The following is a 13,144-nucleotide window of genomic DNA, read 5'->3' as shown; positions in this document are numbered from 1 at the left end:
CTCGCCCCCGGCGGGCGGGACCGTTCAGGCCGGACCGTCCCCGGGCGGGGTGCCGAGCGCGTCGCGCAGCATGGCGCGGGAGGTGACGCCCAGCTTCGGGAAGATCTGGTAGAGGTGGGCGCCGACGGTCCGGTGCGAGAGGAACAGCCGCTCGCCGATCTGCTTGTTGGTCAGCCCGGAGGAGGCGAGCCGGGCGATCTCCAGCTGCTGGGCGCTCAGCCCGTGGTCGCCCGGGGCGCCGGACGGCCGCCGGCCCTCGCCGGCCGCGCGCAGCTCCTGCTCCGCGCGGACGGCCCACGGCCGGGCGCCCAGCTCCTCGAAGACCGCGAGCGCGGCACGCAGCGGCGTCCGCGACTCGACGCTCGCCCGGGCCCGGCGCAGGCGCTCGCCGTACGCGAGCCGGACCCGGGCCCGCTCGAAGCGCCACCGCCCGGCTCCGGGGACGGCCAGCGCCAGCTCGAACAGGCGCAGTGCCTCCCCGTCGTCCTCGGTGCACAGCGCCTCCGACGCCTGGACCAGCATCGCGTGCCGGGAGGAGACCGCGGCGACGCCGGCCTCGCGCATGGCCCGCACGTGCGCGGCGGCCTCCTCCCGCCGGCCGCCGCGGACGGCCGCCTCCACGAGGACGGCGGCCACCCACAGCGCGTGCGGGGCGTGCGAGGCGAGGGTGCCGGGCGGGCTGACGGCGGCGGCGTGGTCGCGGGCGAGCACGTGGTCCCCGTCGCCCAGCGCGGCGACGGCCGCGGCGTGGTGCGCGTAGTGCGCGGCGCAGGGCGCGCCGTGCCGGTCGGCCCAGCCGATCACCTCCGCCGCGGTCGCCAGGCTCTCGGCGGTGCGGCCGCGCGAGCCGAGCACGATGGCCCGGATGTACCGGAAGTACCAGGCGAAGGCGTGGTAGCCGTGCTCCTCGCAGGCCCGCAGCCCCTCGTCGGCGAGCTCGACCGCCTCGTCCCAGAGCCCGGTGAGGTAGTCGTCCAGGCAGAGGTGGATCAGCGCGGAGATGTAGCGCCGCGCCGCGCCGCCGTCGCGGCCGGTCCGCACCACCTGCCAGGCGGGCTCGCGCACCTCGCCGAGCCGGTCGAGGTAGAGCGCCCCGGTGCCGACCCGGGTGACCAGCACCGGGTCGGCGTCGTCCGCCAGCGCGGCCATCAGGGCGTCCAGCCGTCCGTGGGCCGCCGCCCCGGTGCGGACGGGGTCGGAGAAGGTCCGCCCCAGCACCGCGAGGATGGCGGGCGGCTCCGGGGCGAGGCGGTCCACCGCCCGGTAGTAGACCTCCCAGAGGTCCCGGCGGGCGCCGAAGAAACAGACCACGGCCAGCACGTGCAGCGCGTCGACCAGGGCCCGGTCGTCGGCCCGGTAGCCGTGGACGGCGGCGGCCGACTCGACCGCGGCGCTCAGCAGCCGGTGGGCGGCGGCCACGTCGCCGTCGCCGTTGAGCAGCAGCAGCGCCGACGCCGTGGCGGAGTGCAGCGAGCCCGCTCCCTCCGGGGTGGCCTCGCGGGCGTCGTCCAGCAGCCGGCGGGCGCTCGACAGCGCCCCGGTGGACTCGGCCCCCAGGTAGGCGGCCTCCGCCAGACGGCGGCTGCGGCCCGGCCCCTCGGGCGAGAGGTCCGCCGAGCGGACCAGCGTGCGCATCGCCCCGGCGGCGTCCCCGCGCCGCAGGGCGAGGCCGGCGGCGTGCTCCAGCAGTGCGGCCACCTCCTCGTCGGGTTCCAGGGTGGCCTCGCCCAGGTGCCAGGCGCGGCGTTCCGGGCGGTCGGCGAGCACCTGGGCGAGCGCCGCGTGGGCGGCCCGCCGCTCGCCGCTCAGGGCCTGGCCCACCACGGCGGAGCGGATCAGCGGATGACGGAACCTCAGCCGCTGGCCGTCCTCCTCGATGTGCACCAGCCGTTCGCGCTCGACCGCCGCGAGGTCGTCGAGGTCGCAGCCGGTCTCCCGGCGGCGCGCGGCGGCCTGCAGCACGCCCAGGTCGCCGGTCCCCTCCAAGGCCGCGAGCAGCAGCAGCCGCCGGGAGGGCGCGGGCAGGCCGGCCACCCGGGAGCCGAACAGGGTCTCCAGCCTGCGGGTGAGGGGCAGCACGGCGGGTGAGTCGGCGGCGGCGGGCCGCAGCGCCGTCGGGAGTTCCAGCAGCGCCAGCGGGTTGCCGCCGGCCTCGGCGAGCAGCCGCCGGCGCGCACCGCGGGCGAGCCCGGGGAACCTGCTGCCGAGCAGCCGGGCCGCCGCGTCGTCGTCGAGCGGCGGGAGGTCGTGGACGGGGAAGCCGGTGCCCTCCTGCGGGCGCAGCTCGCCGGAGCGGGCGGCCGCGACGAGGCTGACGCCGAGCCCGTTCACCCGCCGGGCGACGAAGCCGAGCACCGCGGTGCTCGCCCGGTCGACCCAGGGGAGGTCGTCCACGACGAGCAGCAGGGCCCTGCCGCCGGCCACCGTCTGGAGGAGGCGCAGCACGGCGTTGGAGACCAGCAGTTGCTCGGGCGGGCGGCCGCTGTCGAAGCCGAGCGCGACCCGCAGCGCCTCGCGCAGGGTGGCGTCCAGCTGTTCCAGGGAACCCAGGAACGGGAAGAGGATCTGGTTGAGGCACGAGTAACCGCAGTCGGCCTCGAACTCGACGCCGGCGGCTCTGATCACCTGGGCACCGGCCGCGCCCGCGGCGCCGGCGAGCTCGTCCAGCAGGGCGCTCTTGCCGACCCCGGCCTCGCCGCCCAGCAGCAGCGCGCCGCCGCCCGAGCCGATCCGCAGCCGGTCGCGGACCAGCCGCAGGTCGTCGTCCCGGCCGATCAGCGGGTCCCCCGTGCCGAGCGCGCCGGGCGCACCCCTGTCCTCCACAGCCCTCCCCCTCGTCGAACCCGCCCCGCCGCAGGTGGCCGCCCCGGCCGGGTCCAGTATGCCGGACCGGCATACCTGTCCGGCCCGGTCCGGCGGGCGGCCCGGGCGCCGTCCGCCGGGGCTCCGCGCCGCACCCTCACACGCCGCCGGGGCATCGGTCAACTCGCCTCTGAGCAGCGGACTTTGGACTTGCCGGTCCATTTTCGGCGGCCTAACGTGCTGACCGTTCCGACACGGACGGGCCCGCCCCGGGCCCCCACGGCGAGGAGTCGAACCATGCACGCGATCCGCATCGAGGAGCACGGCGGCCCGGAGGTCATGCGCTGGACCGAGCTGCCCGACCCGGTCCCCGGCCCCGGCGAGGCGCTGGTGCGCCTGGGCGCCGCCGGCGTCAACTACATGGACGTCGGCGCCCGCGCCGAGGGCGGCCCGGGCTGGGCGGCGCCGGCCGTCCTCGGCGCCGAGGGGATGGGGTACGTGACCGCCCTCGGCGACGGGGTCACCGGCCTCGCCGTCGGCGACCGGGTGGCCTGGTTCTACCACCCCGGCAGCTACGCCGAACTGCTCGCCGTCCCGGCCCGCTCGCTGGTCGCGGTGCCCGACGGCATCGACGACGGGACGGCGGCGGCCGTGCTGATGCAGGGCCTGACCGCCAGCCATCTGAGCACCGAGACCTACCCGGTCGGCCCGGGCGACACCGCCGTGGTGCACGCGGCGGCGGGCGGCGTCGGCCGGCTGCTCACCCAGTTCGTCAAGGCCCGGGGCGGCCGGGTGATCGGCCTCGTCTCCCGCGAGGAGAAGGCCGCCGTCGCACTCGGGGCCGGCGCGGACCACGTGCTGGTCCACTCCGGGGGCGGCTTCGAGCGGCGGGTCCGCGAGCTGACCGGCGGGCGGGGCGCCGACGTCGTCTACGACGGGGGCGGCAGCGGGACCTTCCACTCCTCCCAGGCGGCGCTGCGCCCGCACGGCGTGCACGCGTACTACGGCCCCTTCATGGGTGTGCCGACGCTGCGGCCCACCGACCTGCCGAACAGCATCCTGCTGACCTACCCCGTGGTGCACCACCACGTCGCCACCCGGGAGGCCCTGGTGCGGCGCACCGGCGAGCTGTTCGACCTGGTCCGGGAGGGCCGGCTCACCCCGCACGTCACCGGCCGCTACCCCCTCGCGGAGGCGGCCCGCGCGCACGCGGACCTGGAGTCGCGCCGCACGACCGGCAAACTCCTGCTGCTGCCCTGACCCCGGCACCCGGCCCCGGTCCTCCACGGGGGCCACCGGCCGACCGGCCCCGGTCTACGGTGGGCACCGACCACCGCAGCACCGGGAGGACCCGTGACCCTGACCCGCAAGGGCGCCGCGACCAGGCGGCGCATCGTCGAGGGCGCCGCCGCGCAGATCCGCGAACAGGGCGTCTTCGCGGTGCGGCTGGAGGACGTGATGGCCCGCACCGGGACGAGCAAGAGCCAGCTCTTCCACTACTTCCCGGACGGGAAGGACGCGCTGCTGCTCGCGGTGGCCCGCCACGAGGCGGCCCGGGTGATCGACGAGCAGCAGCCGGAACTCGGCTCCCTCACCTCCTGGCCCGCCTGGCAGCGGTGGCGCGACAAGATCGTGGCCCGCTACCGCGCGCAGGGCAGCGACTGCCCGCTGCACACGGCCCTCGCCCAGCTGGGCGGCGCCACGGACGCGACCCGCACCGTCGCGGGCGAGCTCCTCACCGGCTGGCAGCGGCAGCTCGCCGAGGGCATCCGGCGGATGCAGGCCACCGGCGGGATCGGCGCGGGGCTGGACGCCGACCGCGAGGCCGCCGCCCTGCTGGCCGCCGTCCAGGGCGGTGTGCTGATCCTGATGACCACGGGCAGCTCCACCCACCTGGAGGCCGCCCTCGACAGCACCATCGCCCACCTCCGCGCCTCGGCCGACGGGCGACCGGGCTGACCGGCCGGCGCACCGAGAGGGCACCGCGGACGGGGCGGCCGCCGACGGGAGTGGACGGGAGTGGAGGGGAACGGCGGGGCGCAACCCCGGAATCCGGCCGTCCGGTCGAGTTTCGGCCAGGTGTGCCGATCGGTCGTCCCGGACCTGTCGAGGACGTGATCATCACCGCTAGGGTGCGGCACGTCCCCGCCGCCCAACCCTCGCCGCGCCGCGTCCCCGGCCGGGAGGGACGACCGATCGGAACACCACCATGACCAGGATCCCCCGCCGCCTGTCGGCCCGCGCCGGACGCGCGGCCGCGACCATCGCCGTCCTCGCCGCCGCCCTCACCGGCACCACGGCCGCCACCACCGGCACCGCCGCCGCGGCCTCCGGCAGCTGGAGCTGTTCCGGCGCGCCCGTCCCGGCCGGCTACGTCATCACCATGTACAACGCCGGCGGCTGCAACAACCACGGCTCCTGGTACCAGCAGCCCGCCCAGAACCGCCTCTGGACCTGCTCCGGCTCACCGATCGTCTCCGGCTACGTTCTGACGAACTACGACTCCCGGGGCTGCAGCGGCGTCGGCGCCTGGTACCACGAACTGGTCCGCAACGGCGTCTGGACCTGCCCCTACTCCCCGATCCCCGCCGGCTACCGCAGCACCACCTACGACGCCCGCGGCTGCAGCGGCCTCGGCGCCTGGCTCACCGTCAAGGCCTGACGCCCGGTCACCGGGTGGTCGTCGAAGTGGGCGGTGACGCGGACGGTGACCGGGGCGGGTGCCCCGGAACCGCCGGGTGCCTCGCACCGGCGGTCACCCGTCCGACCGAGCGGGCCGCCGCGCTGTGACACCCCTCGTCGGTCCACGAATCGAAAACCACCCTTCGGCCGGGGCTCGCCCGGAACCGCCCGGGTTGAAGGGGCCGTCGGGGAGCGGCAGGATGCAGCGCCATGGACGCACCCTGGGCTCTCACCAACTCCCTTGCCGACCCTCCGAGTTCGATCTCCGTCCCGCCCCCCGGACCGGCCCTCCCCGGCCGGCTCCGCACCGCCGCCGGGCCGACCCGGGTGCTCGCCGCCCCCGGCCCGGACCCCGGCCCGGACCCCCTCTGTGACCACCCGCACCCCTGGGACGGCACCCGCGGGGACGCCCGCGACCTCACGGTGGCCGCCCTGATCCTGGTCGCCCACGGCGGCTTCGCACCCCGCGCCGTCATCGAGGCGCACCTGCGGCGCCTGGCCGAGCGGTCGCTCACGGGGGAGGCCACCGCTTGAACTCCCCCGCCGCCACGACCACCGCCGGCTCCGCCGACCAGGCCGGCTCCGACGACGCCGCCATGATGCAGTGGCAGCCCCCGGGCGCCGACGCCGAGATCCTCGACGGCAGCAGGACCACCCTGCGGGCCACCGCCCGCGCCCTCCCCCGGCTGCTCGCCCTGGCGCTGCGGCTCGGCGGACAGGCCGACCGGCGCGCCCTGACCGTGCTCCTCGCCTGCGCGGTCGCCTCGGCGGTGGCCCAGGCGTTCGGCCTGCTGGCGACCACCGGCATGCTCACCCACCTGGTGGCCGGCACCGGCTCCGTCGGCGACCGGCTCGGCCGCTCGGTGCCCTCCGTGGCGTTCCTCGCCACGATGGCCGCGACCGCCGCCCTGCTGCGGATCGCGAGCGAATGGGCCGCCGAGCGGATCGGCCCGAAGATCGCGCGGGCCGCCGAGCTGGAACTCATCGACGCCGCCACCCGCGCCGAACTCGTCGCCTACGACAACCCGAAGTTCCAGGCCGCCTGGGACGCCGGCGACCGGGGCGCGAACTCCACCCGGGACCTCCTCTCGCAGACCCGCGACGTCATCGGCTACACCGCCGCGCTGGTGGCGGCGGGCCTCGTGATCGCCACCATCCACCCCGTCCTGCTCCCGCTGCTCGTCCTCGCGGTGATCCCCCAGGTGCTCGCGCGCACCGCCGCGGCCAACGCCTTCTACCGGGCGGTGATGGCGACCTTCGGCGCCAACCGGGCGGCCGGCGTCCTGCGCTGGCACCTCGGCGACCGCCGGCACGCCGCCGAGATCCGCTCCAACACCTTCGCGCCGTTCCTGCTGGGCATCTACCGCCGGGCCGCCGCCAGGGTCACCGACGCCACCGACCTCGCCGCCCGGCGCGCCGCGGTGCTCGGCCTCTACGGGGCCGCCGCGTCCGGCGCCGGGGCGTTCCTGGTCTGGGGCGGCCTGGCCTGGCTGCTCGCCGACGGCCGGGTCACCCTGGCCTCGGCCGGCACCGCGGTGATCGCGCTGCGCTCGGCCTCCGCCGACCTGCACAGCGCCGCCAACTACTCGGCGGCCGTCCACCGCACCGGGCTGTACGTCGGGGACTGGCAGAAGTTCGTCGCGATGGCCCGCGCCCAGCGGCTCGACCGCGGAACCGCCGGGCCCCCGCCGGCCACCACGCTGATCGAGGCCCGGGGGGTCACCTTCTCCTACCCGGGCTCGGACCGGGTCGCCCTGCACGGGGTGGACTTCCGGATCCGGCGGGGAGAGATCGTCGCCGTGGTCGGGGTCAACGGGGCCGCGAAGTCCACGCTGATGAAGCTGCTGTGCGGGCTCACCCTGCCCGACGGCGGGGAGGTGACCTGGGACGGCGTGTCCACCCGCGCCCTGGACCCGGATCTGCTGTGGCGGCAGACGGCACTGGTGCAGCAGGACTTCTCGCACTGGCCGCTGACCGTCCGGCAGAACATCACCCTGGGGCAGCCGGACGGGCGGGGCGACGCCGCCGTACTGGAGGCCGCCGCCGCCACCGGCGCGGACGAGGTGATCGCCGAGCTGGACGACGGCCTGGGCACCCTGCTGGCCAAGGACTTCTGGGGCGGCGCCGAGATCAGCGAGGGCCAGTGGCAGCGGGTGGTCACCGCCGCGGCCTTCCACCGGGCCCGGAGCGGCACCCTGCTGATCCTCGACGAGCCGACCAGCGCCATGGATCCGCGCGCCGAGCACCGGATCTTCGCCGGCCTCGCCGAGATCGCCAGGAACTGCGCCACCGTCCTGGTCACCCACAACCTGGAGAACACCCGGGTCGCCCACCGCGTCGTGGTGCTCGACCACGGCCGGGTGATCCAGGAGGGCACCTTCGACGAGCTGGCCGCGGCACCGGGCATGTTCGCCGACCTCCGGGCCCTCCAGCACGACCGCACCCCGTCCGTCCCGGCCCAGCGCACCGGCGGCGACGGGGCCGCGGCCGGTGGCGACGGCTGACGACCGGCGACCGGCGACCGGCGGACGGCGGTCTGCCGCACCGGGCCGGACCGGCGGGCGGCGTGCCGTCACCGGCCCGGCCCGACCCGGCCCTGGCGAAGGATGCCGGCCCGGCGGGCGGCCGTGATCCAGCGGGGGAACTGCGAGAGCAGCCGGTCGTAGAGCTCCGGGTCGGGGAGGGCGGCGATGTCGTCCACCGGGAAGAAGCCGACGTTGTCGACCCGCCGCCCGGGCAGCTCGTCGAAGCGCTGCAGCACCCCGAAACCGGAGCGCCCCAGCCCGACGAACTGCCAGAAGAGCGGCTCGTCCGCCGCCGCCCTCAGTTCGCGCTCGATCTCCGCGTCGCGGTGGACACCGCCGTCGGAGAAGAACAGGACCAGGGTCGGCACCGCCACCGGGTTCCCGCGCACGAAGGCCCGGACCTCGGCGATGACCTTCTGCTCCTCGTTGCCCACCCCGACCTCCCTCATGTCGACCGGCCCGTCGGCCGGCCCGGGCCGCCGCTGCCGCCTGCGGCCGAACAGCCGCTCCAGCTGCCCGACCCGCACGTGCAGCCGCAGCCACTCGGGCAGCTCGCCCACCCTCAGGTCGGGCAGCCGCGCCGGGTTCGTGGCGAACGTCCAGGCCTGCACGGCCCCGTCGTCCTCCAGCTGCGCGGCCACCGCGGCCACCCGCTCCACCACGCCGGCCACCACGCCCCGGCTGTACAGGGCCGCCATCGAACCCGAGGCGTCCAGCACCAGGACCACCCGGGCGACGATCCCGGCGGCACCGTGCTTGCCGAGGCTCACCGCGACCTGGCGCTTGCGCAGCGACAGCCGTTCCCGCACGTCGGCGGGGAGGCGTTCCTCCCCCCTGCCCGGCCCCGGCGGGGCGGGAAGGACGGGCGGTGCGGGCGGGACCGGCGGCGGCGTCCGCGCGGGCGCCGGTGCGGGTGCGGGTGCGGGTGCCACCGCTGCCGCGACCGCCTCCGGCGAGATCCCGAAGTCGGCGGCCGGCCCGGCCGCTCCGGCGGCGTAACCCTGCCCGAGCGCGCGGAACCTCCACCGCCGCTCGCGCCGGTACAGCTCGCCGCCGATCAGCACGCTCTCCGCCCCGGCCGCCAGGTCGAAGCGCACCGGCCCGGCCCGCGTCCCCGCGTCGACCAGCCGCAGCGACAGCCCCCGCACCTGCCCGAGGGCGCCGCCCTCCCCCGAGGCGGCCAGCACGATCCGCGTCACCTCCGCCTCCACCGCCGCGAGGTCCACCTCCACACTGTCGACCTCGACCCGGTCCACCTCCACCCGGCCCGTCACCGCGCCGGTGCCGTCGCCCTCCCGGCCCCGGTGCGCCACCGCACCGGAGGCGTGCCGGGGCCGGCCGCGGTGCACCAGGTCCCCGTCGCCGCGCACCCGGCCGTCCGCGGTCAGCAGCACTGCCCACACGGCGGCCCCGGGCCCGCCGGGTGCGGCCGACCAGCTGAGCTCGACGCGGACGGCCGCCGCCTCGACCGGCAGGTTGGCACCCGGGCTCAGGATTCTCTCCGTCATGGTCACAGTCTGCCCGGCCCCCGGCCGGGCCTCCCGGGGGGGCGGACCCCCTTCAGACGCCCTCCGGTTCCCGGGAGACCGCCGCCAGCGCCCGGGCGATCACCTGCCCCGCGGTGAGCCCCCCGCCTGCGCGCAGCGCCTCCTCGTGGGCGGGCCCGGGCAGCCGGGAGTGCAGCAGCGCGGCGAACTCCGCCACCGACGGCTCCTCCGCCGGGGTCGGCCGGCGTCCGGTGACGGCGCGCAGTTCGGCCACGCCCGCCCAGAGGACGGCCGCTCGCCCGAACCGCCCGGAGTCGGCCTCCAGCCGGGCGGCGGTGGCCACCGCGTCGACGGCGGGCACCAGGATGCCGTGGTCCAGACAGCTGCGCAGCGCCTGCCGGAGCCAGCCGACCGCGGCCTCCCGGTCGCCCGCCGCGTAGGCGCAGCGGGCCGCCTGTTCGCGCAGGTAGGTGGTGGCGTAGAGGTCCGTCCCGTAGGCGGAACTGCGCATCGCCGCGAGGGACTTGGCCACCGCTCCGTGCGGGTCTCCCGCGAAGTGGGCCAGTTCGGCCTGCGCCCAGTGGACGGACGCCAGCCACGGGGCGTCACCGTGCCGCTCGAACGCCTCGGCGGCGCTTCGCAGCCGGCTCCGGGCCGTGTCGAGGTCGCCGACGGCCACCGCGGTCATGCCGACGACCAGTTCGAGCTGGGCGATCGCGAACCGGTCGCCGGACGGCAGCGTCCGGGCCAACACCTCCCGGGCGGTCGCGTGGGCCTCCGGAGCGTGCCCCTGGAGGTAGCGCACCATGGACAGCCGGCACAGTGCCTCGGACTCCGCCCCGGCCATCCCGGCCTCCGCGGCGTCGGCGGCGGCCCGGGCCAGGTAGCCGGCCGCGCTGTCGAGGTCGGAGCTCGTCGAGATCTGCCCCGCCGCGAACCAGACCCGCTGCCGCAGCGCCGGCGGGGCCTCGTCCAGCCTGGTCAGGGCCCGCCGGACCCAGTCCTGTCCCTCGGCGGGAAGCCCGCACCAGTACCAGGCGAGCGCGCCGACCAGCCGCAGTCCGGTCGCCGGGTCGGGCGAGCCCAGCGACCAGTGCAGGGCGGCCCGGATGTTGGCGGCCTCGCGCCGCACCACCGCCTCGTGCCCGCCGTCCGGGCGCGGCACCCCGGGCGCCGTGGTCCGTTCGGCCAGCCGGCAGTAGTACCCGGCGTGCCGGTCCGCCGCCCCTCCCGCCAGGCCGCTCTCCTCCAGCCGGTCCTGCGCGAACTGGCGGACCGGCTCCAGCAGCCGGTAGCGGGTCGAGCCGTCGGCGGTGGCCGCGCCGACCAGGGAGCACTCGACGAGGCCGCGCACCGCGTCCGCGACCGCCGCGGCCGGGAGGCCCGGACCGGCCAGCACCTCCTGGGCCGCGTCCGGGGCGAAGTCGCCGCGGAAGACCGCCAGCCCGGCCAGCACCCGCTGCTCGCGGGCGGTCAGCAGCTCGTGGCTCCAGTCGATGGCGGCCGTCAGCGAACGGTGCCGGGCCGGATGGGCCCGGCGCCGGGAGAGCAGCACCGTCTGTCCGTCGGCCAGCCGCTCGACGAGCTCGGGCAGGGAGGCCGACCGCAGCTGCGCCGCCGCAAGTTCCAGGGCCAGCGGCAGGCCCTCGACGGCCTGGCAGACCCGGGCGACCAGGGGCGCGTCATCCATCGAGAAGCGGAAGCCGGGCGCCTTGGCGGTGGCGCGGGCGACGAACAGCTGCGCGGCGGGCGAGCAGCGGACGACGTCCGGGTCGGCGCTGTCCGGCACGGCCAGCGGGTGGACCTGCCAGAGCGTCTCACCGCTCACCGCCAGCGGTTCGCGGGTGGTCGCCAGGACGACGAGGTCCGGGCAGGAGTCCAGCAGCGAGTCGACGAGCGCGGCGCAGGCGTCGAGCACGGGTTCGCAGCCGTCCAGGACGAGCAGGGCCGGTCCGGCAGTGCCGAGGTGGCGGGCCAGCGTGGTCCGGGCGGGCTCGGCGGATCCGGCGCGGACGCCGACGGCGGTCGCCACGGCGGCGGGCACGCCGGCGGGGTCGGTGAGGGTGTCCACCTCCACGATCCAGACCGGTCCGCCGGCGCCCTCGGCCGGGCCGTGGGCGCCGGCGGCGCCGTCCGGGGGTCCGTCCACGAGGGCGGGGAGCGACGCGATCCGCCGGGCGAGCCGGCTCTTGCCGACCCCGGGGGATCCGACGAGGGTGACGAGCCGGTGGCGGCCCAGCAGGTCCGTGACCTCGCTGACGTCGTCCTCCCGGCCGTACAGGTCGTGGTTCTCGGGCCGGGCGCACGGGCGGCGGCCGGTGCGCCCGGCCACGGCGGGCCGCCCGGGCGGCGCCGGCGGTGCGGCGGGGTCGGCCGGCTCCCCCGGTGCCCCGGGTTCGGCGGGAGCCACGGGCGGCGTGGCGGGGACGGGCGCTGCGGTGGGTGCGGCCGGGACCGCCGGGGCCGCCAGCGACGGGTCGTCCGCGAGGATCCGCCGGTGCAGGTCCCGCAGGCGGTCACCCGGCTCGACCCCCAGCTCGTCGACCAGCCGGCGGCGCAGGTCCCGGTGCGCGGCCAGCGCGTCCGCGCGCCGCCCCGACCGGTACAGGGCCAGCATCAGCAGCCCGACCGGGTGCTCGCGCAGCGGGTACAGCGCCACCAGCTCGGACAGCTCCACCACGACCTCGGCATGGCGGCCCAGGGCGAGTTCGGCCGCCGCCAGCTCCTCCAGGACGAGCAGCCGGCTCTCCTCAAGACCGGTCGCCGCGTCCCGCAGGTAGGGGCTCGTCAGATCGCCGAACGCCGCGCCCTGCCAGAGCGCGAGACCGGCGCGGAAGAACACGACGGCCTCCTCCGCGCGCCCCTCGGCCGCCGCCGTGCGCCCCTGCGCCACCAGCCGTCGGAACTCGTCGAGATCCCTGTCACCCGCCGCCGCGTCCAGCAGGTAACCGCCGCCTCGCGTCGCCAGCAGCCCCCCGGGCGCCCCCGCCGCGTCCAGCGCCCGGCGCAGCGCGGAGACCTGCGCCTGGACCTGGGCGCGGGCCGTCGCCGGCGGTGCGTCGGGCCAGGCCGCGTCCACCAGGTGCTCGACCGGGACGAAGCGCCCCCAGCGCAGCGCGAGCACACCCAGGACCACCCGGGCACGCCCGCCCGGCAGGTCGGCGGATCTGTCGCCGACCAGCACGGACAGCGGACCGAGCATTCTGACCTTCACCATGGTGCCCCCCGGCGTGGTGGTTCGGCGCCCTGCGCGCGGCGCCCCTCGAAGCGCTTCTCGGCGCGGTTCCCATTCTCGTCCGCACACCACCCGGCCGGTGGTCGTGGTCAAGCCATAGTGAACCCGAAGCCGATCCTGGGCGGCGGCCGCGAGCGTGGTGACCAGGAAGTCCGACCGGGAGAACGGCCATCAATGCGCATGAACGGGACCTTCGCGGCAGCCGCCGCTCCGACCGGAGCCACCGTACCCGCCGTCACGCCCCCGGCGTCCGCCGGCATCGGCACGGACACCGTCTGAGACCACCGGACCGCGGCCCGGGCACAGACCCCGGCGGCCGGGCGTCGTCCGCACGGCGTCCGACCGGGAGAACGGCCATCAATGCGCATGAACGGGACCTTCGCGGCAGCCGCCGCTCCGACCGGAGCCACCGC

8 protein-coding genes are annotated in these 13,144 nt (G+C 77.3%); 5 read left to right on the top strand and 3 right to left on the bottom strand.

Features of this window, described 5'->3' with window-relative positions:
• Positions 1-24: 24 nt before the first annotated feature.
• Complete coding sequence (locus ACFCX4_RS05550) at positions 25-2,823, bottom strand: AAA family ATPase (protein ID WP_376139143.1); 2,799 nt, start codon at positions 2,821-2,823, stop codon at positions 25-27.
• Positions 2,824-3,099: 276 nt separating this feature from the next.
• On the opposite strand from ACFCX4_RS05550, the gene ACFCX4_RS05545 reads away from it, so the two are divergent.
• The 5 genes from ACFCX4_RS05545 (at position 3,100) to ACFCX4_RS05525 (ending at position 7,988) form a co-directional block, all read left to right on the top strand.
• Positions 3,100-4,062: a quinone oxidoreductase gene (locus tag ACFCX4_RS05545; protein WP_376139142.1), complete on the top strand. Its 963-nt coding sequence runs from the start codon at positions 3,100-3,102 to the stop codon at positions 4,060-4,062.
• 93 nt (positions 4,063-4,155) lie between these two features.
• Complete coding sequence (locus ACFCX4_RS05540) at positions 4,156-4,761, top strand: TetR/AcrR family transcriptional regulator (protein WP_376139141.1); 606 nt, start codon at positions 4,156-4,158, stop codon at positions 4,759-4,761.
• A gap of 250 nt (positions 4,762-5,011) precedes the next feature.
• Positions 5,012-5,464, top strand: a complete 453-nt coding sequence (locus ACFCX4_RS05535) for a hypothetical protein (RefSeq protein WP_376139140.1) — start codon at positions 5,012-5,014, stop codon at positions 5,462-5,464.
• A 230-nt stretch (positions 5,465-5,694) separates the two neighbouring features.
• A complete protein-coding gene (locus ACFCX4_RS05530; RefSeq protein WP_376139139.1) occupies positions 5,695-6,018 on the top strand; it encodes a hypothetical protein in 324 nt (107 codons plus the stop codon).
• Entirely contained in the window at positions 6,015-7,988 is a 1,974-nt protein-coding gene (locus ACFCX4_RS05525) for an ATP-binding cassette domain-containing protein (RefSeq protein ID WP_376139138.1), read from the top strand. The genes ACFCX4_RS05530 and ACFCX4_RS05525 overlap by 4 nt, the downstream gene beginning before the upstream one ends.
• 68 nt (positions 7,989-8,056) lie before the next feature.
• Here ACFCX4_RS05525 and ACFCX4_RS05520 read toward each other — a convergent pair whose 3' ends face one another.
• Together ACFCX4_RS05520 and ACFCX4_RS05515 are read right to left on the bottom strand one after the other, a co-directional pair.
• Entirely contained in the window at positions 8,057-9,517 is a 1,461-nt protein-coding gene (locus ACFCX4_RS05520; RefSeq protein WP_376139137.1) for a VWA domain-containing protein, read from the bottom strand.
• A 52-nt stretch (positions 9,518-9,569) separates the two neighbouring features.
• A complete protein-coding gene (locus ACFCX4_RS05515) occupies positions 9,570-12,713 on the bottom strand; it encodes a BTAD domain-containing putative transcriptional regulator (protein WP_376139136.1) in 3,144 nt (1,047 codons plus the stop codon).
• Positions 12,714-13,144: the final 431 nt, after the last annotated feature.

Origin of the sequence: Kitasatospora sp. NPDC056327 (genome assembly GCF_042261735.1) — a bacterium.
GTDB lineage: Bacteria > Actinomycetota > Actinomycetes > Streptomycetales > Streptomycetaceae > Kitasatospora.
This window is presented reverse-complemented; position numbering and strand designations above follow the sequence as displayed.